Here is a 25,033-nt window from a genome sequence, read left to right as displayed (position 1 = left end):
AAAAGACGGCAAAATGCCGCCCTGTTTAGTGAATGGGGTGAGGTCGGGAGTCAAGGCTACCTACAAAGTCGCTTCGACTTTTCGTCGGAAACTCGCGCGTCACCCGCCCCTGAGTCCGGCTGCTGGTTCCAAAGCCATTTTCTAACCCACACTCGCCATCCGCACCTCTTCCGCCTTGGCCACCAATGCACTCACCGGCACATCTTCTTCGATTTCCACGGGAATGAAGCCCTTCTCACGGCGGAACCACTTTACCTGACGCTGCGCATACTGGCGCGTGGCCAGTTGGATCGCAGCAATCGCATCCTTCAGGGTCATCCTACCTTGCAGGTGATCGCGTATCTCCTGCACTCCGATCGCTTTCTCCGCCGTGGCAGACAGTTCCGCCGCTCTGCGGATCTCCTCCACCAATCCCGCTGCCACCATGGCGTTCACGCGACTGTTGATGCGCTCATGAAGGGCATCCCGCACCCAGGCAAGCTGGATGCCGCTGTACTCCGGCACGCGGTCCTTCCATGCCTTGCGCAGTTCGCTTTGCTTCTTCCCGGTCAGAAGGCAGATCTCCAGGGCGCGCGTCACATACCGGTCATTTTTCAGATTCACCGTCTCGGACGCGTGAGGGTCGCGGGCCAGCAGCCAGGCCACGCGCTCACCACTCGTGAGGTGCGAGAGCTTCCGGCGCAATCCCTCGTCTGAGGGCAGTGGACTCAGCCCATGAGTCAGCGCCTTGATATACAGACCACTTCCACCCACCACGATGGGCACCGCTCCACGGGCCGCAATATCGGCGATCAACGGCTTTGCGAGCTCCGCGTAGAAGGCCGCATCACACAGCTCCGTGGGAGACAGCACGCCATACAGGTGATGCGGCGCCATGGCGCACTCAGCCGCCGTAGGCTTGGCCGTGCAGATATCCAGCCCCTTGTAGAGTTGGAACGCGTCTGCATTCACAATCTCCCCACCCCACTTGTTCGCCAGCAAGATGGCAAGCGCGGACTTCCCCGAGCCGGTCGGGCCCACCACGTAGAATGGTTGCGGAGTCGTTTTCACGGCTGCCTCGGTAAATTGCACGATGGTCGGGCACCCATCGGCGCTGGCAAGAGAAAATCGCAGCAGCGTCTAAGGATGCTCCTACCGGTCTGCCGTTCGCTTGCAGATCGCATGACCCTCCTGAGGAATAGCCGCAAAAGAACGCAAAGGACGCAAAAATTGGGCGCTGGGCGCGGGGATGTGGGGCCTGGAGATTCCCTCCTTACTCACCTGGGTGCCACCTGCATAACGGCACTAAGCTAGTGCCGCTCCCCTGAGAGCAAAGCATGTCTCAGGCTCTGTGGCGATTACCTGTGCGCCTCTGCCTCCTCTTCGCCGAAAGGCAAATCCTGCTCAACCCTATCGCGTTACGCCGAATACCAACCTTAAAATTCTCTGCGTCCTTTGCCTCTCTTGCCCCTTTGCGGTTAACCGGAATCGTCTCCTCAGCCCTGCCACCTCCCATCACTCCTCACCTCATGCCTTTGCTGCTCCGCTGCTTTGCGTTTCACCTCCCTCCCCAAAAACAAAACCGCCTGCCAGCGCGAGGCGGGCAGGCGGTTTCAGGCGGGCTCACGGGGAGCCGTCAAAAGGAACTAGGCAGCCAGTTCAGGCTTGGATTCGTCGGTGGCAGGCTCGGAGGGCTGGGCGGCTTCCTCCTGGCTCTCTCCGCCTTCTTCGTCGTCACGGCTCGGGCGCTCATCGCGCTCGTCACGGGGAGCCAGCGGCTTGGCGCCACCGACCACCAGCGGGCGGCCCATGAAGTCCTTGGCATTGAGGTCCGCCACAGCCTTCTTCGCTTCGTCCACGCTCATCATGGTCACGAAGGCGAAGCCCTTGGAGCGCTGGGTGCGGTTGTTCACCACCACCTCGGCGTTCTTCACACGACCGGAGCCGCTGAAGAGTTCGAAGAGGTCGCTTTCGGAGGCGTCGTAGCTCAGGTTGCCCACGTAGAGACGCTCGTTAGTCACTTCCGTGGACACGGGGGCCTGGCGCGGGGGGCGCTCGCGGCGTTCGCCACGCTCAGCGCGTTCCGGGCGTTCGGCGCGCTCACCACGTTCCTGACGCTCGCCACGGTCACTGCGTTCGCCGCGCTCCTGGCGGTTGTTCTCGCGTTCCTGGCGGTCGCTGCGGGCAATCGGGCCTTCCTCACGCGGGGTGCGCTGAGGCTGGCCGGTGCCGTGATTGGAGGGACGGGGGGCGGGAGTCGGCTTGTAGAGTCCGAAGGTCACGATGGACAGGAACTTCTGGAAGCCGGTGAGGGGTTTGGTTTTGGGAGGCCGGTTGAAGCTTTTGTGGCTGCTCGGGCTGTCTGGCGCGTTTGAAGGGCCGCGATTTCTTCCGCCGCGGCGGCGGCGACGGCGGTCACCTTGGGGGCGCCCCTGGCCGTTGGGTTTGTAGTCGCTCATGTTTCGGGCGAGTTGTCTTAGTTTTGCTAGCTGTGGGTTGGGCGAGGCGGCTGGCGGCGCGTGATTCCGAAACGACGGAATCGTGGAGTCTTCCCGCAACGGGCGGGGCAGACACGGCGCACACGAGGCCTCGCAGGCAGTTGCCACCGGCGGTTTCGGCAAGCTGGGCAGGCAGAGCACGGTGGTGGCGCGTCAAGGTCACACAGGGGGGTTCCAGCTTCGTAAGTTGCTGGATGCTGAGGCGGATAGGCTCGATTCGCGATGGGTTAAAACGCATTGTCGGGCACCGGAGCGGGTGAACACTCGGCCTCAAAGCGGTGTGCTTTGACGGGGAACTGACAGCCGTAAAGCTAGGGGCAAACCCGAGGGGGAGCAAGGCGTTTTTCCCTTGCCGCATCCAAACAGCACAAGTTGTTCACCGTGAGAATGTTAATAACTCACCGAAATCGCGCACGTCCCCGCCAATTTCGCTCCCTGCTCCCCTTCCCGCCTTCACCCCGAATTGCAGAAACCCAAGAATGGGAGGACTCATGCAAAAACCTCATCCCCAACGCTGCCCCGTGCGTCGGCCGACTCTTTGAAACAGTTCCACTCTTGCCAGTTTCCCACATTTAGAAAAAACTGGCTCATGCGCTTCTCCCCCGTTTGTCTGCTCGCACTACTGATGTCGATATCGTTCACTCTGTGCCGCGCGGAGGAACAGCCCGCTGGCAAAAAAGCGGCAGAGCTGATCGCCAATTCCGCCTTCTGCATCGCTTATGTCTTCCGGGATGCGGATGAGCGTGACCGCCGGCCTGGTCCGGCGGGAGATCCCTTCCAGTCTGCGGGGGAAAGCATTCTCGAGGGGAGCATCCTGAGCGAGGGGGAAGGCATCATGGACGTCGCCGCCCTCGCCTCGCGAGTCACCTCGCAGGCTCGCGTGTCGAAGGCGCAAATCTCCCGGCTCACCGCAGCTGTGCAGAGGACGGACTCCCTGTTTCCCTTTGCGGATTGTTACTCGCCTCACCACGCTTTTGTCTTCTACTCCGCCCAAGGTGAACCACAGTGCTGCATCGAGATCTGCTTCACCTGCAAACGGTTCAAGACCTCTCCCCAATTGCGGGTGATGACTGTCGAGGAAGAACTCCGCGCCGTTGTGGGCATCGACCTGATTGAGATCGCGAACATCTTCGACGAACTCAAACTGCCCCTCACGCCCTACAAGTCCTTCGAGGAACTGGAGAAGAGACTGGCGAAACTGGCGGAGGAGACCAAAGCCAGGATCGCAGAGGAAGAAAAAGCCGAGGCTGCGGAGAAAGCGAAGCAGAAGAAATAGCCGTCTCATGCGCCTTCCCCCCGCTTTAGTCCTCGCAGCACTCCTGCCTCCACTGGTTTCCTGTTCTGTGGGTAGACCCGTCTCTGCGCCCGGGAAAAACCGTGACCTCATCTCCCAGGCCTCTTTCTGCGATGCTTACGTGTTCCGTGACGCAGACAAGCGCGACCACCGCCCCTCGCCGGAGGAGAACACATACCCGTTCATGAAGGAAGGCCACCCAGGAAACAGCATTCTTGGACAAGGCGGGGCGATTGTGGATGTCGCCGCTGTTGGATCACGTGTCCTGGCTCAAGCTCGCGTATCGAAGGAACAGATTTCCCGGCTGACCCACGCCCTGTACAAGACGGACTCATTCCACCCCATGTCCGCCTGTTACAATCCCCACCATGCCGTGGTCTTTTACACAGAGGATGGCGAGCCCCTGTGCTGCATCGAAATCTGCTTCAGTTGCAACGCCGTGGAAACCACTCCGAAATTGCGCACGTGGAGATGCGCGCCGGGGCAGGCAGGCATAGAAGGCGCAGACCTCGTCGCGATGGCTGAAATCTTCCGCGAGCTCAAGCTGCCCCTGACACCCTACAAGTCCCTGAACGACTTGAAGGAGGACAAGGCGGAACGAAGCAAGAAGTACAGGGCCTTCCTTCGGAAGGAGGAGTTGGCTGCACGGTCCAAACAGGAACCATGACACCTCGCTGATGCAGAGCGCCTCTCACCAACGAGCAACCTGTTCCCGTCCGGGACAAAAGCCCTGAGGACGGCACTTGGGTGACTTCTCACACTCACCACGGCATCTCATCCAGCTTCCCCATCCACTGGATTTCCGGATCCTCGCGGAACAGACTCTCCAGATCCGCCTCCAGACGGCGAAGGTCCGGACCAATGTTCACGCGCCGGAATTTCTTCCAGCTCCACTTTTTGTCTGAATCCGGACTCGGCGAGCAGATCAGGTCGCACTCCCCATTGTCTTCACCTTGCCGATAGCAACAGATGCCAAAGGAAGTGTCCGGCAATTGCATCTCGATCCACCAGCCCCAGTCTTCACAGCAGAGGAAGGGACTGTTCCACCCGCGCTGGAGCAATCCGTCGCGGATGAAGGTGGCGAAGGCTTTGCCATACGTGTCCGGGTTCACGATTTCCTCCTCCTCACCGGGCAGCACCGGGAACTTGGCGGAGCGGATGTGGAAGAACTTCGGCATGGGCGGAAGGGAGTTGCCGGAACTTACGGTCCACCAAGTGGAACTCTCAATGCAAAAGAAGTGGCGCCACCAAGCTTGTACCGGAGATGTGGTTCAAGCTAGAAAATGAAACGGAGGATGACCTGCCTATGAGCGAAACCATCACCTTTACCATCCCCCTGGAAGAGCCTGACGAATGCGAGGACTACGCCGAACAGTGCCGGAACATCGTGCAGGTTCAAGTCAGTGAGAAAACAAACGGGATGTGGCGCCGGGTACCCAATGCGTCCAACCACATGGTTAACCTGATACTCTCACGTGAAGGCACGATTGGTTTGGCCACGGCGCTATTGCGCACCGCTCATCAGCCAACGCCCAGTCCGATATTCCTCGAAATGTTGCCGAGTTCACCCGGGCACGCCGTCGAGCGTTTCGGAGTGTTCATGCACCCCGACAGTTGCCGCCTGAACATCGGCCTGCATGACTTCGGAGACATCCACACCACGCTCGATGCCCAGAATGATTCCACGGGCGCCGCTGGCTGATCAGGACGCCTGACCGCTCTCCAGCAGACTGCTCCTGATCTCCAAACGAAAAATCGGCGGGTGTTGCCACCCGCCGATTCAACAAATGTATCCTGTGCGTGAAACGCCGAGCCTTACGCCGGCACTCCCACCACACCACCGGGCAATCCGCCTTCCGATTCGTCCTCAGACTTGGCGGGGGTGCGTTCCGGGGTTGCCTTCGGCACGGGCGGAGGCGTGGGCGGCTTCGGAGACTGCGGCGGATGCAGGATGCGTCCGTGCTCCATGATTTCCTTGATGTGGGCGCCATCAAGGGTCTCGAACTCGAGCAGCGCCAGAGCGATGGCATCAAGCTTGTCCTTGTGGGTCACGATGATGCTCATGGCCTTGTTGTAGGCTTCGTCAATGAGACGCTTCACTTCCTCATCGATGATCTGGGCGGTAGCTTCGCTGTAGTTGCGATTGCGGGCCAGGTCACGGGCCAGGAAGACTTGCCCTTCCTGCTCACCGTACTCCACCATGCCGAGCTTCTCGCTCATGCCCCAGGCACAGACCATGCTGCGGGCGATGCCCGTGGCCTGGCGGATGTCGCCCATGGCACCGTTCGTCACGTTGTGGAACTGGATCTCCTCAGCCACGCGACCGCCCATGGCCACCACGAGGTTGTCGAGCAGCTCATTCTTGCGGTGGTTGAACTTGTCCTGCTCTGGAAGCCACATGGTGGAACCAAGGGAAGGACCACGCGGGATGATGGTCACCTTGTGCAGCGGGTCGGTATGCTCCAGCAACTCGATGAGGATGGCATGGCCCGCCTCATGGTAGGCCGTGTTCTCCTTCTCCTTGTCTGTAAGGGCAAGGCTGCGGCGCTCACGGCCCCAGCGCACCTTGTCGCGGGCCTCTTCCAGTTCCGCAGTGCCGATGGATTTCAGGTTGCGACGAGCCGCCAGCAGAGCTGCTTCGTTGATCACGTTCGCCAGTTCGGCACCGGAGAATCCGGGCGTGCCGCGGGACACCTTGCTGAGGTCCGCGTCTTCGCTGAGCTTCACCTTCTTGGCATGCACGCGCAGGATTTCCTCGCGCCCCTTCACGTCCGGCAGGCTCACCATGACCTGGCGGTCAAAGCGGCCGGGACGCAGCAACGCCGGGTCGAGCACGTCCGGACGGTTCGTCGCGGCGATGATGATGACGCCTTCCTGGGTGTCGAAGCCGTCCATTTCCACGAGCATGGCATTCAGCGTCTGCTCGCGTTCGTCGTGACCACCGCCGAGTCCATGACCGCGATGGCGGCCCACGGCGTCGATTTCGTCGATGAAGATCAGGCACGGGGCGTTCTTCTTGCCCTGCTCGAACATGTCGCGCACGCGGCTCGCGCCCACACCCACGAACATTTCCACGAAGTCCGAACCGCTGATGCTGAAGAACGGCACATCCGCCTCGCCGGCGATGGCCTTGGCGAGAAGGGTCTTGCCGGTACCGGGAGGGCCCACCAGCAGCACTCCCTTGGGGATCTTGCCACCCAAGCGCTGGAATTTCTTCGGGTCCTTCAGGAACTCCACGAGCTCCCACACTTCTTCCTTGGCCTCATCGCAGCCGGCCACGTCCTTGAAGGTAATCCGGTTGCGGTCCTGGTTGAGCAGCTTGGCGCGGCTCTTCCCAAAGCTCAGGGCTCCCCGGCCGGCCATCTTCATCTGCTGGCGGATGAGGAGGAACAGGCCCACCAGCACGATCAGCGGCAGCAGGGTGAACAGGAAGGTCCCCATGTGGCTGGTGTTGGTCTTGGGAGTGATCACCAGATCATACAGGGTAGGCTCCGGCTGACCGGCGTCCTTGGCCGTTTTGCGCTTCTCCGCGTTCTGTGCATTGACGTCGGCGATCAGCTTGTTGAGCTGATCTTTCTGGAATTCGACGTTCACCGTCGTTTCAAACACAGCCTCGGTGGACGCCTTGTCTCCCGTGGTGGACTCCTTCGTGTAGTACCCCTCGAGGTACTCATTGCCCGTGCCAGGATCGCTGACCAAGCGCAGGGGTTTGTCCTTGGTGCAGATGATTTTACCATCCAACGCCAGTTGCTGGAACTCGGGATAGTTCTTTTCTCTTCCGCTCTGCATCATCCCTCCCTTGTCGGAGTTCAGGATGAAGGCCCAGGCAATGATGAGGCCTGAGGCAACCAGCAGAATCAGACCCTTCCAGTTGAACTGGGGCTCGGGCGTCTTGCGGTTGTTGTTACGCTGCTGGTTGGGTTCGTCTTCGAACATGAGAGTCTAAGAAAAAACGATTCAACGGAGATGATACACCCCCAAACGGGCGTGGCAAAGGAAAGTGGCGGGGGTGAGAATTCCGTGGAGGGGCACGCCGCAGGAACTCTGGATTTCCTGCATGAGACGTTACGCACGGCAATGGCGGCGTGGACTCCTTGGAACACTGGAACTTGCAGCTTGTTACTTCACTCCGCGCGCCTACGGTGCCAAAGTACCGCTACATGCCCCCTCCCCCCGTCGAGCCCTCGCTCTCCACCCAGCAGCGCCCCCACAGACCGGCGCGCGCTGCGCGCACCCCGGCACTGGGCGCGCGCATGCCCTGGTGGCGCAGGACGCTGCGGAAGCTGCAGGGCCTGCCGGTGGACTCCACCTCCCACACCATGCTGCCGGTGCTCATGGAGGTCTTTGCCGGGTTCTCCAAGATCGACGGCTCGGTCATGGAGGAGGAAATCGACTCCAGCCTCGGTTTCATGCGGTACGACTACCCGGAGGCCATCTACTCCGAGCTTCGTCGCATCTACTTTGAGGCGCTGCAAAAACCGCAGGACCTCAGCGCCCGCGCCCGCGAACTGAGCCGGACGCTCTCCATGGAGCAGAAAATCCTGCTCGGAGTACAGCTCTACCTGCTCATCTCCCGCTCGGACAATTCCAGGCAGCAACTCGTCGAATTCTACCTTTTCATGACGAATCTGGGCATTGCCGCCCAGGCCATCGACATCGTCTATCAGCTCAACGCCGACGACAAACCCTCTGAGGAAGGTGACTTCTCCGGAAAAGCGGGCCAGCCGCTGGAGATGCTCCGGATTGCATCAGCCGAGCCCTGTGATGTGCTGCTGCGGTCGCTGAGTGCCGCGTGCTCCGTGGCCGCCTTCCGGTACCAGAACCTCATGCTGCTGAAGAACACCGGCGCAGTGCCAGTGCTGGTGCGCAGCCGCACGCTCAAGCCGGGAGATTTCTCCCGCCTCTATCAGGGCGAGCGCGTGGTGCTGGAGGACATCTCCCTCGATTACGCGGATCTCACCGGCTACTTCAACGCCAAGAAGAATCTCACCGGGACGCAGCTCTACCTGACGCTGACGGAAGAAGGCAGCGCGGAAATCTCCCAGACACGCAATCGCAACACGAACCTGCGCATCAGCTTCGGCCTCGGCGTGACCATCGAGGCACTGCGCGATACGGACGCCAAGGTCAACGGCCGCCGCCTCAAGGAAGGCACGAAGATCGAGGCGTCCATCGAGGACAAGCTCATCGCAAAGGGCGAGGTGGAAATCTCGCTTCAAGAGCTGCGCCGGCGCGCTCGAGAGTTCGGCGAGCAGTTCCGGCTCGAAGGCAGCCGCAACACCTACCTCGTCTCCAACAATCCCGACCTGCTGGAGGAAGGTGACATCCTTCTCTCCCAGGACGGCGAGGGTGAGATCCTGCTGAAGATTGTCTGCGACTACGAGGAGAAGACCGGCACACTGGAGATTCTCCGTTCCGACCGGCCCATCTACGTGGGGAGCATTGTCATCAAAGAACGTGCCCACCTCAATGATGGCGATACACTCACCCTCGGTGAAGGCCAGTATCTGCGCTGCCATTTCGCGGACCGCATCATCGAAGAGGAGCGCAACGTCATCCGCCACGTGGAACTGCGCGAAGTCGGCCACCGCTACGGCGGGCAGGGTTCCGCGCTCGATGGCATCAGCCTCATGGCGCGTCGCGGTGAGATGATCTGCGTCATGGGCCCCAGCGGCTGTGGCAAGAGCACGCTGCTGCGCGTGCTGGGCGGCCAGCTCAAGCCGAAGGTGGGCGACATCCTGATGAATGGCTTCCCCCTGTACGGAAGCCTGCCCAATCTCACGCCCTACATCGCCTACATCCCCCAGGAGGATGCCTTCGACGCCCTGCTGAAGGTGCAGGAGAACCTGGACTACTCCGTGGCCGTGCGCTGTCCCCACCTGCCCGCGGAAGAGCGCCGCAAACGCGTGGATTCAAAGCTGGTGGAGCTCGGCCTCAACGAGCTGCGCCATCGCCTCGCCGGCACGCCCGAGCAGAAGCACCTGAGCGGTGGCGAACGCAAGCGCCTCAACGCTGGTCTCGACATGATCGGCATTGCCGACGTGTACCTCTTTGACGAGCCCACGTCCGGGCTGTCCTCGAAGGACTCCGAGCACGTGTTGGAGCTCATCCGCTCACTGGCGCGCAACAAGATCGTGCTCTGCTCGATCCACCAGCCGAGCATGAAGCTGCTGCAGATGTTCGACAAGGCCCTGCTGCTCGACAAGGGCGGGAAGATGGCCTTCTTCGGCACGCCACAGGGCATGCTGGAATACTTCTGGGGCGCCTATTGTGAAGAAACGGGGCAGGCTGGAAATGGCAGCCGCATGGGTGGTGACCTCGCCCTGCCGGACATCGTGACTCCTGACCTCGTGTTCGACGTGCTCGAAACACCGCTGCGAGACATCAGCGGCGATGTCATCCACGAACAGACGGCGGATGGCCACCTCGTTCCGGCTCGTCGTTTCCCGCCAAACTTCTGGCGTGATCGCTTCCAGACACACGTGCTGCTGCGCAGTGTCTCCCAGCAGGAGACACGGCGGGATCAGGATCACAGCCGGCTCGAAGCCCTCTCGGGTCATCGCAAGCTGCCCAAGCCACCCCGCCACACGTTGCGGGAGGAAGGGCTGCTGCTGGCCACGATGATCAAGCGCGCCTTCCTGAGCAAGCTGCGCAACCGCGCCAACCTGCTCACCACGCTGCTGGAGGCGCCCATGCTGGCCATCCTCATCTCCATGGTGCTGCGGTACTCGGAGGATGACAGCTACACCTTCGCGAGTGCCTTCCACATTCCCAGCTACCTCTTCCTCACGCTGGTAGTGGCCATGTTCCTGGGCCTGACAAACAGCGCGGATGAAATCATCCGCGACCGGCACATGCTGAATCGCGAGCGCAATCACAACCTGCGCATCGGCTACTACGTCACGGGGAAGATTCTGTCCCTCTCGGCCTTCTCGCTCATCCAGTGCGTCATCTACCTCATCATTGGGAACGCGATTCTGGAGCTGCGTGAGATGTTCCTCATCCACTGTTTCTGGATGTTCCTCACGTCGCTGACAGGTGCGTGTTTGGGATTGCTCGTTTCCACGCTGGTACACGACATCCGCACCGCGCTGAACATCATTCCCCTGCTTCTGATTCCGCAGATCATCCTCGGTGGTGCCTTGATCAAGTACGAGGAGATGAACCGCAATCTGGACTTCGTCTATTCCATCCGTCACTGGGTGGAGAAAAAGGAAGGCCAGGAAGCCGAGCCCGCCAGCAAGCTCAAGGTCCCCTTCATCTGCCACTTCATGCCGCTTCGCTGGAGCTATGAGAGCGCCATCATCTCCCAGGCGAAGCTCAACCCTCTCTCCGTGGCCCAATCCCAGTTGGAGGATCGCATCCAGGCGCTCGCGGATCTACCGCGGCACATCCCTCTGACCGAACAGCAGCGCAAGGATCTGGACCTGGCGAAGCAGGCGCTCGCCGTGGTCTCCGGCCTCAGCGGTGAAGACGCCAATGTCGTCGCCGAACGACTCGCGCTCATCCGCAAAGGACTCCAGACCGGACGCCTCGATCCCTCCCTGCTGGACGCCCGCTCCAAGAAAGGTGTGAGCGCCGACGAAATCTACGTGAATCAAAAGGTGCTCGACCTCGTGAACAAGGCCGAGATGGAGCGCGAAGACTACCGTCGCAAGGAGAGCCCCAATGTCTTTTTCGGCACCGTGAAGACCTATCGCCTTTTCGGCGACGCCACCCCGGTCGAAGGCCACACCGAGCTCACCCGCGACACGCCGATTCCAAAGAGGCCCTGGTACGAAGAATTCAAGATCAGCACCCTGTGGATGAATTTCTTCATCATCGTCTTCGGCCTCGTTCTGGTAATCACCACCTTGATGATCGCATTGAGGAGGCAGCTTTCGAAGGTGTAGGAAGAAGACAGCAGGTTCGGCAAGAGCCTTCAGCAGACCCTCTCCATCGAGCGATCTTGATTTACACGCATGCAACCCTTGGAAGACCAAGCGGCCCACACTTACTGTGGTGAGATTCGACGCGAGCCCCAATCCACCCCTGATAATGTATTCGCTCTTGAGGACATTCCGCAGTCGCGAAGCGACGATCGAGTCTTAGCCCGGCCTTTCAAGGCCGGGTAGGTGGGCAACATCATTGTGTCGCGAAGCGACACCCGAACCGTCTGCCCACCCAAAACGTGCATCCTCAATCCCAAAGGTGGTCCTCGTCGAAATCGATTTCGTTTTTTATCAAAAACTCCACATACTCTTCCTGGAAAGTCTTCTTACGATGGTGTGCCCGCTGGTTCTTGATGTATTTGAACACCGCAGGAATTCCAGACTGTGCGACTGAGAACGCGCCAAACCCATCCTGCCATCGGAATGCCCGCAGGTGAGGAAACACCTCGTGAATCCATTTCGAGGATGAGCCTTTGATAAGCTGAATCGCTTTGCTTGTGTCGAGATTGGCAGGTAACCGGAGAAGCGCATGAACATGGTCGTCACAACCACCGATACAAATCGGGGTCATGCGCTTCTGACGGGCAACCCCAGCGATATACTCCCAAACACGTTGCTCAATATCCTGCGTAACCCAAGGAACTCGCTCTTTGGTACTCCAAATGACATGGACATTGAGATTGTGGAACGTAGAGGCCATGGTTGTGGCTGGCGGTTCGAGTGTCGCTTCGCGACACAATGGGCTCCTTCATCTACCCGGCCTTGAAAGGCCGGGCTAAGACACGGTCGTCGCTTCGCGACTGAATCCTTGCACCGTGAAGCGTGTGACTCAACCATGAATGGAAAAATATCAAACCCAGATGGCACAAAGTTGGAAAAATCCAGCCTCATCGGTCCCGGAGCAGGGCTGTGCCAGCACACAACTTCCACTCCACGAGTCAAAGCAATCCAACTACAATACCAATGCAGCGATACGCGTACGCTGCCATATCTGGTGACTCACCTATTACAGGGTGTGCAAGAGGCTGTGGAGAGACTATTCCAGCATAATCTGGCTGGGCGGGCGGGAAACGGTGTCGGCGTAAGATTTGAATGGATGCTCCAGTCGCGGAGCGACGACCGTGTCTTAGCCCGGCCTTTCAAGGCCGGGTTGGTGTAGAATCCCGTCGTGTCACGAAGTGACACTCGAACCCGCGGCACTTTCCAACATTTCGTCCTGCGACGCAAATACCCCAGCGAATGTACCCGAATCTCGAAAGGCCGGCTTATGACATGGATATTGATCGATAGCGCCACGCAAGACTCACCAAATGGCTTGTGGAAAAGCCATCTACATTGCAGGCAGTCTCCCCCACCATTCACTACTTCGCCACCGTCCCACCAGTTCCACCCTCCGCCACCTTCTTCCCTTCTCCACCAACACGCATGCGCTGGAAGGGCGGGCTTTGGATGACGCCGAGGACGATGTCCTGGAACTTGTAACCACTGGCGGCGGAGTTCTTCACCATCTCCTTCACGAAGGGCTTGTCCGGATAGTCCAGACCACGACCCAACGCATAGGTGAGCATGTTTTCCGTGAGGCACTTGGTGAACTCATTCTTGCGCGCTTCCACCAGCACCTTGCGCAGTTCCTTCGCGCCATTGAAGGCCTGGCCGGTAAGGAGCTTTCCAGTCGCATCAATCGGCTGGCGGTTGTCCGTATCGCGCCAGCGGCCGATGGCATCGTAGTTCTCCAAGGCGAAGCCCATGGGGTCCAGGAAGGCGTGGCAGCTCGCGCAGCTTGGGTTGGCACGGTGCGCTTCGAACCTCTGGCGCAGGGTGCCCTCCACTTTGCGTCCGCGATCTTCGCCAAAGGCCGGCACGTTCTGAGGCGCGGGTGGCGGCGGGGTGCCAAGGATGTTCTCCAGCACGAACTGACCGCGCTTCACGGGTGACGTGCGGTTCGGATGCGAGGTCAGCGTCAAAACACTGCCATGGGTGAGGATGCCGCCACGCGGTGTGCCTTCCAGCGACACCTTGCGGAACTCCTTCCCTTTCACACCCTGGATGCCATAGAAGCGCGCGAGCTTCTCATTCAGGAACGTGTAGTCGCTGTCGAGGAACTCCAGCACGCTGCGATTCTCGCGGAAGATGTGGTCGAAATACGTCAGCGACTCCCGCTTCATCTCCCCACCAATGCCCCCTTCGAACTCGGGGAAAAGACGGCGGTTCGGCGCCACGAGATCGATATTGCGAAGCTGCAGCCACTGACCGGCAAAGTTCTCCGCCATGGAATAAGCCTTCCAGTCACCAATCATGCGTGTCACTTGCGCGGGTAGGTTCTTGCGAAGCTCTCCGGCGGAGGCGAGCTTCAGCAGCTCTTCATCCGGGCAGCTCGACCACAGGAAATAAGACAGGCGCGAAGCGAGGGTGAACTCATCCACCGGTGCACTTCCATTCTCTGCGACGCCCATGGGTTCAGCACCTCCGCGGAAAAGGAACTTCGGTGAGCAAAGCAAGGCCTCAGTCACCAGCTTCAGCGCATCCATCGCGCTGCCACCATCGGCAAAGACCATGTCCGTCATCGTATTGAGCTTGTCAGCATCCACCTGCTCAAGAGGGCGGCGGAAAATGCGGAAGCCCAGCATATCGATCCACTTGCGCACAGTCTCGCGGTTCGCCAGCAGCTTCTTGTCCCCCGTGGTCTCGACGACCACCTCCTGGACCACGGCATTGCGATCCTGACCAGCGCCTCCGTAGAAGTCATTCAGGAATTCAATGCGCAGCTCATGCGTGCCCTTTTTCAAGACAGGCTCGAACACCCACTCCTCAGAGTCGTCGATGCTTTTCACGGCGATCTCACGCACGCCAAAGTCCATCTCACCCAGGTTCACCTTGAGCTTCGCCTTCTCTGGCCCTGCCTGATTCGCGCTCACCCGCAGCCGCACCTTGTACTTGCCGTCCTCGGGAATCTCCACCGCGCGATGCACATATCCATTGCCACTCAGATAGACCGTGCTGCTGTCCCCACCCACACCGGGGCCGCTGGCATCAAAGTCCGTCCCGCGCAGGCTCAGACTCCTGCCCTGCAAGCGTTGTCCCTCGCACAGCCAGTCGAGGAATTTTGACTGCTCACCGGACTGAAACCGGATGGGTCCGCGCAGATCGAGGCTGTCCAGGAAGACATTGCGATCCTTGCGCTTGGGGTCCTGTTCCTTTTCGTCGAAATAGTCGTTCAGGAAACGCACTGCCACCTTGCGCTGGCCCTTCTCCATCGGCAGGTCGAAGTGGAAGGTCTGCCACTTCTTGCTGTCGCTGGCATCATTCAGATCCGCGCTCACTTCGAGCTGGCGCAACTCCTTGCCATCCACCAGCACGGCCAGCTTGGCCTTCTCAGGACCTGCCTGGGTTGCAGACACCGTCAATGACGCGCGAAAAACTCCCGCCGTCGGCATTTCCACCCTGGCCTCGATGTCCCCATTGCTGAAGATGCTGCGTGTCTGGTCTTCCAAGCGGTCGCTGATCTCATTGGGGTCATCGAACTTGCCCGCACCGAGCTCACGCACCAGTCGGGTGGGTGGCTTGGTCCAGATGGAGTCTTCCGCCACCTTGCGAGCGGCCTTCATGTATTTCTCCATGAGCAGCGGCGAGAGGCTGAGTACATCACCGATGTTGTCATAGCCGTAGCCGGTGTCGTCTGGCGGGAAGGCAGTCGCGGGACGTGAGTCTACGCGGAAGATGTCGCGGATCGTGTTGTTGTACTCCACGCGATTCAAGCGGCGGAGCGTGATGTGGCCCGGATCCGGACGCTTCGGGTCCACCCAGAAGACATCGTCTTCGATCCACTTCGTGATGGCGTCGCGTTCCTCGTTGGTGGGCTGGTCTTTGTTCTCGGGAGGCATCACGTGCGTGTCCACGTGCTCGCGCACATTGTCCCAGAACTTCTTGTCCGCCATCATCGCCTTGTAGTCGGCGTGCTTGTCCAGGGCGAAGTTGCCCTTGTCCATCCCATCACCGTGGCAGTCCCAGCAGTACTGCTGCAGCACCGGCATCACCTTCTTGTCAAAGGTCTCCTTCCCACGCTCTGACTGCGCCTGTGCCACCTGGGCTTGTGGTTGCGCTTGCGCCATCAAGGGCGCGCACCAGGCCGGGGAGAGGCTGGCGGTCACGAGGAGCAGGGAAATGGAGCGGAACTTGGGCATGAGGCAATCGCAGAGGCTGGGGGGCAGGCACGGGATGAGGGCACTTCCACCATGCAGCAGCCTCCGCACCGGGAACACGCTCAGCACGAAGCATTCCTCGGAGACGAAAGAGGCGCGGCCAAAAACCGCGCCCGCTGCCGCACGGCAGACATGACGGGTCACGCAGAGCGCAACACCGTCATCATGAGTACGGTCCAGGATCGCCCGAGTTTTCGGAAAAGCCAGCCCCGCTCAGGCTTTTTGCACCTCGACTTCCGCCTCGCGGGTGGACTTCCACTCCTTGTACCGGTTGAGCTCCGACTCCACGAGCTTCAGGCAGAAAGCCAGAACCGCGGCGTCATCCACAAAACCGAGCCCGGGGATGATGTCAGGGATGGCGTCGATGGGGCTGAGCACGTACACCAGAGCGAGCGCTCCCGCACCGATGGCCCAGTACGGCACCTCGCGGTACGCGCCGGTGAAGTAGTCCTTGATCATGGAAAGCAGGAGGCGTCCGTGCTCCAGCAGAGCCTTGAAGGCTTTCTGGCCAGCCATCTTCTTGTCGATGTCGGCCTCCTTGCCCACTACTTTGGCAATGTTGTCTTCGTGCTGGCGGGAGTCGTCAGAATGAGATTTGGCGGAATTCGGCATGGGAGTGAAAGGATACGAATGAACGATGTGACCGTGGGATTGGGAATTTTACCACAACGCGTCACGGAGGATTGGATTTCCGGGAAGACAAAGTGTTGGATAATCGCCCCATGTCTGAAAAAGCCGCCTGTCGACTGCGAGTGCTTGAAGTGGATCTCCGCGTGCATCCCATGCGCACGCGCTTCCCCTTCCGCTACGGCATCGCTTCCATGACGGCGGTGCCGCACCTCTTCGTGAAAATCGACATCGAGGTGGATGGTAAATCGACGACCGGCATCGCGAGCGATGGACTGCCGCCGAAGTGGTTCACGAAAAATCCGCAGAGCAGCATGGAGCAGGATTGGGCGGAGATGATCGCCGTGATCCAGCACGCGGCAAAGGTGGCGCTGCGGTACAATGCATCGCCACTCACCTACCTGGACCTGTGGCAGCAGCTGAAGGAAGACCAGGCCCACTGGGCAGCGCAGCATGGGCATCCGCCGCTGCTGTGGAATTTTGGCATCAGTCTTGTGGAGCGCGCGATATTGGACGCGCTCTGCAAAGCCACCGGCATGCCGCTCCATCGTCTGGTGAAATCGGAAGAGCTCGGTGTGGATCTCGGAGAGGTGCATCCGGCCCTGGAGGGCATCCGGCCTGCTGATTACCTGCCGGAGTCCCCCCTGCCCTCCATCCGTGTGCGCCACACCGTGGGACTCGCGGATCCCATCCGCGTGGAGGACATCCCTGCGGGCGAGCGTTTGCAGGATGGACTGCCCCAGGCTCTGGAGGAATGCATTCCCGCATACGGGCTGCGCTGCTTCAAGATCAAGTTCGGCAACGACCTCTCCTCAGATCGCGCACGACTTCGCGCCATCTCGGAAACGCTCACCTCGCTCTGCGCGGATGACTGGCAGATCACCTTGGACGGGAATGAGTTTTTCCACGACATGTCCGCGTTCCGCTCCTACTTCGAGGAGTTGCAGCGCGACGCCGCGCTGCGTCCACTCCTCGATCGCATGCTCTGGGTGGAGCAGCCGATGCATCGCGACCAGGCACTGAGTGATGCCGTGGGCGTGACACTCCGCGATTGGAAGGATGCACCAACGCTCATCATTGATGAAAGCGACGGTTCACTCGGTGATGCCCAACGCGCGCTGCACCTCGGGTATGCCGGCACCAGCCACAAGAACTGCAAGGGGGTGCTGAAGGGGCTCGCAAACGCCGGCTTCATCCACCGGCACCGCCTGGAGCATCCCGGTGAGAAGTTTGTCATCTCCGGCGAGGATCTCGTAAATGTGGGACCCATTGCCCTGCTGCAGGATCTGGCCATGCAGGCGCTGCTGGGCGTACCCCATGTGGAGCGCAATGGGCACCACTACTTCCGCGGCCTGAACATGTATCCGCCGGAGATTTCCCAGCAGACGGCGGAGGCGCATCCAGACCTGTATGCCACTCTCCCTGATGGACTCACCGCCCTGAATATCACGAAGGGAGAACTCTCTCTGCGCACGGTGAATGAGGCCCCATTTGGCAGCAAGGTGGTGCCAGACCTCTCCAGCTTCCCCACGCTCAAGGAATGGATCTACCAGGGCGGCCTGCAGGCGCTAGAGGGATAGCGGGCCTCCGTCAAAGCAACACCTCAATGCCGAGAAGCTGGCCCGTCTCATCAAAGTCCATGATCACATCTGGACCTTGGTACCCGGGCATCAACTCGCACAACCTGATGTTCTTTGAGACCTTTCTACCCCTCTCCTGGTCCTGGGATACAGCAACATAAGCAGCCAAACCACTCTTGCTGACTTCAGCCGTAATCTTCCTGGCATTCTTCATGGGTTGGGCCGCAGTGGGCGAGATTTCAATCATTACCACGGCTGAGCAGGAAAGGGGCAAGAAAAACCCGCCTCCAGAGCGCGTTTCCTGCTACATTCCCTTTCTCATGCGGCTTCTCATTCTACCCGCCCTGTGGCTGGCCGTCTGCCCACTGCTCTCCGGCAAGGACAAGCCGGAGGCACCCAAGACCCCGCTCTCCAGTGTCTCCGCCCTCACGCAGGCTTCGAGACCCTCGATTGTCACTGTGACCCAGTTCGGACGCGGCGGTGGCCAGGATGCGCTTGGCACGGGATTCGTCATCGACAAGGACGGCCTCATCGTCACCAACCTCCACGTCATCGGCAATGCCCGCCGTCTGGAGGTGGAGCTCAGCGACGGCTCCAAGCATGAAGTCACCGAAGTGCACGCCACCGACGCGGACCTGGATCTCGCCGTGCTGCGCATCGCGAAGAAGGACCTGCAGCCACTGACCATCGGGGATTCGGACAAGGTCGAGCAGGGACAGGATGTCGTCGCGATTGGTCATCCGCAGGGATTGCAGTTCAGCGTGGTGGAAGGCGTGGTCTCCGCCATGCGCGAAGTGGAGGGCCACCCGATGATTCAAGTCGCCATTCCCATCGAGGAAGGCAACAGCGGCGGCCCCCTGATGGATCGCCAGGGCCGTGTGCAGGGTGTGCTCACGCTGAAGAGCGCCGTGACGAACAATCTCGGCTTCGCGCGTCCCATCAATGCACTGCGCCCGCTTTTGGAGAAACCCAATCCCGTGCCCATGAAACGCTGGCTGACCATCGGTCGTCTCGATCCGCGCGCGTGGGAGCCGCTCTTCAACGGACGCTGGACACAGCACGCCGGCGTGATTCATGCCAATGAGCAGGGCCAGGGACTTGGCATGCGCACCTTGTGCCTGAACAAGGAGGAGACTCCGGGGCTGCCGTTCGAAGTGAGCGTGATGGTGAAGCTGGATGATGAGTCCGGCGCTGCAGGTCTCGCCTTCTGCTCCGATGGCAAGGATCAGCACTACGGCTTCTACCCAAGCGCAGGGAAGATGCGCCTCACGAGGTTCAATGGACCGGACGTCTTCTCCTGGACGGTGCTCGCCGAAGTCTCCACGCCCGCCTACCAGCAGGGCACCTGGAACCGCCTGCGGGTGCGCGTGGATGAGGCGAGGATCCAATGCTACGTGAATGACACGCTCGTCACGGAATTGGAAGACAACGTGCTGCGTGGCGGCTCCGTAGGACTGTGCAAATTCCGCGTGCCGGGAGCGCAGTTCAAACGCTTCCACCTCGGTGAGACAGCCCCACAGAAGGCGGTGCCGGCGCAGCTCGCGAAAGAACTCGAAGCTGAGCTCGACAAGTATCTGGGCGACTCCGTACAGCGTGACAGCACGATGAAGAAGCTGCTCACGGAACCCGTGGCGGCAAAGCACCTCCTGGAATCCCGTGCCAAGGAATTGGAAGAACAAGCCGCCAGCCTGCGCGAACTGCAGAAGGTGATGCACCGCCAGTCCGTCGGCCAGGAGATCACCGCCCTGCTCCGCCGCCCGGGAGACCAAACGGAATTGCTGAAGGCCGCGCTCCTTGTGGCGCGTCATGACAATCCTGATGTGGAGATTGAGCCCTACCTGCGTGGCGTGGATCGCATGGTGGATGAGTTGAAGAACGATGCAGCCATCAAGTCCAAGTCCACCTCAAAGGCCGCGAATCGTCTGGTGGACTATCTTTTTAAGGAGAACGGCTTCCACGGCAGCCGGAACGACGCCATCGACGATCCTTCCAACAGCTATCTGAACGAAGTGCTGGATGATCGTGAAGGCATCCCGCTCACGCTCTCTATCGTGTATCTGGAACTCGCACGCCGTCTGGGCCTGCAGGACATCCATGGCGTCTCTCTGCCCGGCCGCTTCATGGTGGCGTATGAGGAGAGCGTGCCTGCTGAAGCGGAAAGCAAGGAAACCCCGGGCAAAGAAGCAGCGAAGAAGAGCGAAGCTGCGACTCCGCCCGCCAGGGAAACGAAGCGACAGGTGTATCTGGATCTCTTCGATGGTGGCAAGACCCTGACCTCCGTGGAGGCTGAGCAACTCATCGTCCAATCGACAGGCAGCGAGGTGGAAGAGCGCCACCGCGAGCCCGCCACGCCGCGTGCCATGATCCTGCGGCTGCTGCACAACCTCACCAGCTTCTCCAAAAAGCCCGAACAGGCCATGCCCTACCTGGATCTCATCCTCACGGTCGAGCCCGAGTCACACGGCGACCGCCTGCAGCGGTCCCTGATTCGCGCCCGCACGGGTGACCGCGAAGGCGCACGCACCGACCTGAAGCATCTGCTGGATGCCGAGCCCGAAGGCTACGACCTCGGCAAGATCAGTGCGCTGTATGAGTCGCTCTAATGAGCGGCCGAAGGCGCGCCCGCACCCTTCTTTTCCCCGTGGTTCCCGGAAGGCTGGTAGGTAAGGCGGTCGATCCAGGCAAGGGCAATGGCTGAGAACAGGAAGATGCCGTGGATCATGACCTGCCAGAGCAGGGAGTGCTCCGAGATATTCATGGTCAGTTGCGCCTGCTCCGGCGTCATGTTCTGAGCCTTGATGGCGGTACTCAGGGCCGTGGACTCCGTCCCCACGGCGATGAAGCTCTTGAGCAGATGGATGGATGAAATGCCGATGAGCGCCATGGCCAGCTTCACCTTCAGGATGCCAGCATTCACATGGGAAAGCCACTCGGGCTGGTCCGGGTGCCCTTTCAAATCGAGGCGGGACACGAAGGTCTCATAACCACCGATGATGACCATGATGAGCAGGTTCGCGATCATCACCACGTCAATGAGGCCCAGCACGCTGAGCATGATTTTCTCCTCCGTGATGCCCGGGACCTCATGCAGCAGGTGGAACAGCTCCACCATGAAGTGCCAAACGTACGCGGACTGGGCAACGATAAGACCAAAGTAGAGCGGCGCCTGCAGCCAGCGGCTGAGGAAAATCATGCTGCTCAGGGTACGACGAAATTTCGGTTGGGAATCCTGCATGGGAATAGGAAAGCGGCGCTTTCATGAACGAAGGCATGCCATTCGTCAAATGGCGGAAACGAAAACACATCACGCTAGACTGCAACGCGGGATCATTTTTCCACAGAGAATGTCCCTACCGTACTTCGATGCGTCTCATGGCGCGGCTCACAGAGCGCATGAGAGTAAGGGTGCGGACCTAGACGCGGCACCGAAGGCCCTGGACTGCGCACGGCATCTGAACCTCACGTGTATGTCATCCTGCTCGAAGGGGGGCCCTCACATCTTCCGCCGCCCGCTCAGCGCGTGGTGCAGCGTCATCTCGTCCACGTGATCCAGTCCGCCCCCCGCAGGCATGCCTTGGGCCAGTCGAGTCACGGGCACGCCGGTGTCGCGCAACATTTCAGCCACGTAGCCGGAAGTGGCTTCACCTTCCACATCCGCTCCGAGGGCGAGAATCACCTCCTCCGGGTGCTGCCCCTTCACACGGCGCACGAGTTCTCCGATGCGCAGGTCTGACGGACCGATGTTATCCAGCGGCGACAGTTTTCCTCCGAGCACGTGATACAGGCCTGAGTACGCCCCGCTCCGCTCCAGCCGCAGCACATCCGCCGCCTGCTCCACCACGCACAGCAACTTTGGCTGGCGCCGCGTGCCATGGCACAGAGGGCAGGAGCCATCCTTTTCCATGTAGAAGCCGCACTCGGGACACATGGCCACACGTTCGCGCAATCCCTCCAGTGCCGCTTCCAACTCCGCCACCCTCGCATTCCCCCGCCCCAGCAGCCACAAGGTCATGCGCTCCGCACTCCGCGCTCCAATGCCCGGCAACGACTTCATCTGGAGGATGAGTTCGCGAATCGGTGCAGGGTAATCGAGGGACATGGAAGGTGATCAAGGGTCAACGGCACCAAGTCAATGGTCAAGGCGGGATGAATCACACACCACACGTATGCCGCGGACCGACGGCTTGGAAAAACATCAAGAATGGTTCAGAAGACGGTGGTCGTTTCCCTGTGCTATGAGATTTCTCTGAACGTCCCATGCCCGACACGTTGTTCCTCATCCTTTGCAGTCTTGCGTGGCTGTACCTAAGCGTTCTGGTGCATGCCACAGTCGAGGTATTCGTGGGGAAATTGGTGGGGCTTGAATTCCTGAAGATCCGCGTCGGATCGGGTGGCTTCAAATGGGGTGTCAAAATCCAGGGAGTACCGTGGCACTTCCACCCCGTTCCCTTCGGAGTCTACGCGTATCTGCAGTCGGCCACTCCTGAGCGTCTGCCCCGGAAAATTTCGGTCACGTGCCTTGCCACGCTAGCAGCAAACATCGCGATGGTCTGGGCCCTCACCCACATCTGGCCTTTGCTCGAAGATCCTGCCGCTCACGCTTACGAAGGACCGACATCGCCAATCTTGGTCTACACGCTCGCTCTCAGAGTCATTGATATTCTCTTCCAGCTCCTGCCCACGAATGTGGTCGTGGATGGCCTGTACGCACCCACGCTTGGAAAGCTGCTCGTGGAATGTCTCACGGGAGCATATCCACGGTCTTGGGGCGCGATCTTCTATGTCTGGGGACTGTATCCCCAAATGGTGTCCCGCTACGAGCCCGGCGCTCAATTTGAAACTTCCTGGCTCGCCAACGCCAGCCCCGAAGAGTGGAACTTGATCCAGTCTGCTGAGGCCGATTGCCGGGAAGGTCAATATGCATCCTTCATGGAAAAGATGGAAAAGCTTCTGGCGAATCCCAACCTCAAGGGTGGCGAGAGGGCACGCATCCTGGACGGAATGGCCACCATGATGCTGCACGAAAGGGTCAAGATCGATCTGCAAAAGGCCCTCGCATGGACACGTGAGGCCCAGGCAGCCGCACCCCAAGCCATCACGATCCGCGGCACCCATGGCGCGCTGCTGGTCGAGACAGGCGCCTATGCGGAAGCCATCGAGATGCTGACTCCACTGACCACACCTGACAGTGATGAGACGGACCGCATCATCTCGTCCATTTTCCTCGCGAAGGCGTGTGATCGGCAGGGAGATGCGCATCAGGCAGCTCTGTGGCTGTTCCGCGCCGGCAACCCCGAACACTTCAAGGAGCTCCGCAATCGCATCCTTTCCGAGCTCTCACCGGAAGCGCAGGCGCAGGTGGTGTAGCAACGCGCATGGGTGAGGCAAGCGCGGAGGGAATGGCCGCAAAAGAACGCAAAAGAGAATACGAAATGAGCGGCAGAAGTTCGCTACTGCCAGGGCCTCATCCCGACTCAATGCACCAAGGTCACCGTTGGCTCCAGATAACCCAGCACCCTCAGACCTTTTGTGTTCTTTGCGTTCTTTTGCGGCTATCGGATCACCGCACCATTCACGCTCAGGCCTAGTTCGCCGTCAACATCCGCACGTGGCGGGTGCTGGAGCGGGTCGTGGGAGAATCGGAGCCGACGGAAGAACCACCGGCTGCGGCTGCCTTGTCATCCTTCAGACCGGCTTCGGCGCGCTCGAGGAAGTAGTTCAGCGGGGCGTCTTCGCGGCCTTCGATCTTGGCCTTCTTGAGCTGGGCCACGGCCTCGGGGTAGGAGCCCTTGCGCAGGCTCACCACGCCCTGCCAGAAGGCATCGCGGGACTTCAGTTCCTCATCACTGAGGGAACCCTTCGCGGCGAGCAGCTCATAGACTTCGGAGATCTGGTGCATGCGCGGGGCATAGACCATCTCCATGGGGCGTGCTTCCATGTGCTCCTTCGTCAGGCTGTAGGTGCGGGAGTTGATGAGCACGTGGCTGCCGTAGATGAGATTGATGGCGCACAGACGACGGCTGAAGTCGAGCGACTCACCCACGCCGCTGTAGAACTGGAATTCGCTGAAGCCAAAGAGTCCCGTGGTCATCGGCCCGGTGGCAAGGGACACGCCGAAGAACGGCTTGCGATGCCAGCGGTTCTGAATCTCCTGCTCCAGGTTGATGAGGCGCTGGCGCAGTTCCAGGGCGGCCTTGCAGCCATTCACCGCATGGCTGTCATCGGCGCCGCCTTCGAGCATGCCGAAATACACGCGCACGCCCTCCGCATTGCACGAGTCAAGGTAGGCGCCTTTGCTCACGAGGAACTCGGCCGCGGCACGCAGGAAAAGGGAGCCCATCTGCTCAAGATCCTGAGGCTCCATCTGGCTGGAGAGTTCCGGGTAGTTCAGGATGCGGCAGCTCAGGACGGTGAGGTCTTTCTTCCCACTGAGCTCCACCGGCTTCTTCGAATTCACGATCTCATTGAACTTCTCCGTCGAGATGCGCCCGGCAAAGTAGCGCAGCAGGGCATGCTGACGCTTGCCCTTCTCCGTGCTGCCCAAGAAGAGGCCTGCGAGGCCGGAGAAGAGAATGGCAAACGTACCTGAGATGGGCTCAAATAGAACGCCGCAGAACGCCATCACCGGGGACAGCAGCAGGGTGAGGAACACGGCACCGGCAAGGTAAGCCACCTTGCTGAAGACGCGCGGCAGGTCGATGCAGACCAGGGCCGTGACGAAGGACATGACCGCGAGGAACACGTACTGCAGGGGGACGGAAATATCCAGCCTCCCCTCCGTGGAGAGAATGAAGACCGTATAATAGAACTCCCTCAACTTGCCAGCCCAGTGCCAGAACAGGTCCGTCTGCTGGTACACAGCAAGGAGCAGCATGCTCACAATGGAGCTGACAATAAGACTGACGGACCAGCTTTTTCCCATGAG

General features: G+C 60.2%; 18 protein-coding genes. 7 read left to right on the top strand and 11 right to left on the bottom strand.

Features of this window, described 5'->3' with window-relative positions; all coding sequences use genetic code 11:
- Positions 1 to 141: 141 nt before the first annotated feature.
- Positions 142 to 1,071, bottom strand: coding sequence for a tRNA (adenosine(37)-N6)-dimethylallyltransferase MiaA (gene miaA, locus DES53_RS20990; protein WP_211325631.1), 930 nt, complete (start codon positions 1,069 to 1,071; stop codon positions 142 to 144).
- A 554-nt stretch (positions 1,072 to 1,625) separates the two neighbouring features.
- On the bottom strand, positions 1,626 to 2,438 hold the full coding sequence (locus DES53_RS33570) for an RNA recognition motif domain-containing protein (protein ID WP_113960278.1): 813 nt from the start codon (positions 2,436 to 2,438) through the stop codon (positions 1,626 to 1,628).
- A 628-nt stretch (positions 2,439 to 3,066) separates the two neighbouring features.
- On the opposite strand from DES53_RS33570, the gene DES53_RS20980 reads away from it, so the two are divergent.
- Both DES53_RS20980 and DES53_RS20975 read left to right on the top strand, forming a co-directional pair.
- The gene (locus DES53_RS20980) at positions 3,067 to 3,753 is read left to right on the top strand and encodes a hypothetical protein (RefSeq protein ID WP_147263527.1); all 687 of its coding nucleotides are present in this window, start codon (positions 3,067 to 3,069) and stop codon (positions 3,751 to 3,753) included.
- A 202-nt stretch (positions 3,754 to 3,955) separates the two neighbouring features.
- Entirely contained in the window at positions 3,956 to 4,438 is a 483-nt protein-coding gene (locus tag DES53_RS20975) for a hypothetical protein (RefSeq protein ID WP_147263526.1), read from the top strand.
- Positions 4,439 to 4,532: 94 nt separating this feature from the next.
- On the opposite strand, the gene DES53_RS20970 is transcribed toward DES53_RS20975, so the two are convergent.
- Positions 4,533 to 4,949, bottom strand: a complete 417-nt coding sequence (locus DES53_RS20970) for a hypothetical protein (RefSeq protein ID WP_113960275.1) — start codon at positions 4,947 to 4,949, stop codon at positions 4,533 to 4,535.
- Between the two features lie 128 nt (positions 4,950 to 5,077).
- Between DES53_RS20970 and DES53_RS20965 the strand changes: the two genes are divergently transcribed.
- A complete protein-coding gene (locus DES53_RS20965; RefSeq protein ID WP_147263525.1) occupies positions 5,078 to 5,473 on the top strand; it encodes a hypothetical protein in 396 nt (131 codons plus the stop codon).
- 113 nt (positions 5,474 to 5,586) lie between these two features.
- Here the strand turns inward: DES53_RS20965 and ftsH are convergent, their stop codons facing one another.
- Entirely contained in the window at positions 5,587 to 7,707 is a 2,121-nt protein-coding gene (gene ftsH, locus DES53_RS20960; protein WP_113960273.1) for an ATP-dependent zinc metalloprotease FtsH, read from the bottom strand.
- A 224-nt stretch (positions 7,708 to 7,931) separates the two neighbouring features.
- On the opposite strand from ftsH, the gene DES53_RS20955 reads away from it, so the two are divergent.
- Positions 7,932 to 11,663, top strand: coding sequence for an ABC transporter permease (locus DES53_RS20955; protein ID WP_147263524.1), 3,732 nt, complete (start codon positions 7,932 to 7,934; stop codon positions 11,661 to 11,663).
- Positions 11,664 to 11,949: 286 nt separating this feature from the next.
- On the opposite strand, the gene tnpA is transcribed toward DES53_RS20955, so the two are convergent.
- The 3 genes from tnpA to DES53_RS20940 form a co-directional block, all read right to left on the bottom strand.
- Positions 11,950 to 12,402: an IS200/IS605 family transposase gene (gene tnpA, locus DES53_RS20950; protein ID WP_113960271.1), complete on the bottom strand. Its 453-nt coding sequence runs from the start codon at positions 12,400 to 12,402 to the stop codon at positions 11,950 to 11,952.
- Between the two features lie 661 nt (positions 12,403 to 13,063).
- A complete protein-coding gene (locus DES53_RS20945; RefSeq protein ID WP_113960270.1) occupies positions 13,064 to 16,045 on the bottom strand; it encodes a DUF1592 domain-containing protein in 2,982 nt (993 codons plus the stop codon).
- A gap of 69 nt (positions 16,046 to 16,114) precedes the next feature.
- Positions 16,115 to 16,513, bottom strand: coding sequence for a YkvA family protein (locus tag DES53_RS20940; RefSeq protein ID WP_113960269.1), 399 nt, complete (start codon positions 16,511 to 16,513; stop codon positions 16,115 to 16,117).
- Positions 16,514 to 16,623: 110 nt separating this feature from the next.
- On the opposite strand from DES53_RS20940, the gene DES53_RS20935 reads away from it, so the two are divergent.
- A complete protein-coding gene (locus DES53_RS20935) occupies positions 16,624 to 18,108 on the top strand; it encodes an enolase-like domain-containing protein (protein ID WP_113960268.1) in 1,485 nt (494 codons plus the stop codon).
- A gap of 10 nt (positions 18,109 to 18,118) precedes the next feature.
- Here DES53_RS20935 and DES53_RS20930 read toward each other — a convergent pair whose 3' ends face one another.
- A complete protein-coding gene (locus DES53_RS20930; RefSeq protein ID WP_170157270.1) occupies positions 18,119 to 18,322 on the bottom strand; it encodes a DUF2283 domain-containing protein in 204 nt (67 codons plus the stop codon).
- Between the two features lie 106 nt (positions 18,323 to 18,428).
- Here DES53_RS20930 and DES53_RS20925 point away from each other — a divergent pair, with 106 nt between their 5' ends.
- Entirely contained in the window at positions 18,429 to 20,711 is a 2,283-nt protein-coding gene (locus tag DES53_RS20925) for a trypsin-like peptidase domain-containing protein (protein WP_170157269.1), read from the top strand.
- Here DES53_RS20925 and DES53_RS20920 read toward each other — a convergent pair.
- Together DES53_RS20920 and recR are read right to left on the bottom strand one after the other, a co-directional pair.
- The gene (locus DES53_RS20920; RefSeq protein WP_113960265.1) at positions 20,708 to 21,343 is read right to left on the bottom strand and encodes a TIGR00645 family protein; all 636 of its coding nucleotides are present in this window, start codon (positions 21,341 to 21,343) and stop codon (positions 20,708 to 20,710) included. The genes DES53_RS20925 and DES53_RS20920 overlap by 4 nt on opposite strands.
- Before the next feature lie 258 nt (positions 21,344 to 21,601).
- The gene (recR, locus tag DES53_RS20915) at positions 21,602 to 22,207 is read right to left on the bottom strand and encodes a recombination mediator RecR (protein WP_113960264.1); all 606 of its coding nucleotides are present in this window, start codon (positions 22,205 to 22,207) and stop codon (positions 21,602 to 21,604) included.
- Between the two features lie 158 nt (positions 22,208 to 22,365).
- On the opposite strand from recR, the gene DES53_RS20910 reads away from it, so the two are divergent.
- On the top strand, positions 22,366 to 23,475 hold the full coding sequence (locus DES53_RS20910) for a tetratricopeptide repeat protein (protein ID WP_113960263.1): 1,110 nt from the start codon (positions 22,366 to 22,368) through the stop codon (positions 23,473 to 23,475).
- 217 nt (positions 23,476 to 23,692) lie between these two features.
- Here the strand turns inward: DES53_RS20910 and DES53_RS20905 are convergent, their stop codons facing one another.
- Entirely contained in the window at positions 23,693 to 25,030 is a 1,338-nt protein-coding gene (locus DES53_RS20905) for an adenylate/guanylate cyclase domain-containing protein (protein WP_113960262.1), read from the bottom strand.
- Positions 25,031 to 25,033: the final 3 nt, after the last annotated feature.

Source organism: Roseimicrobium gellanilyticum, assembly GCF_003315205.1.
GTDB lineage: Bacteria > Verrucomicrobiota > Verrucomicrobiia > Verrucomicrobiales > Verrucomicrobiaceae > Roseimicrobium > Roseimicrobium gellanilyticum.
This window is presented reverse-complemented; position numbering and strand designations above follow the sequence as displayed.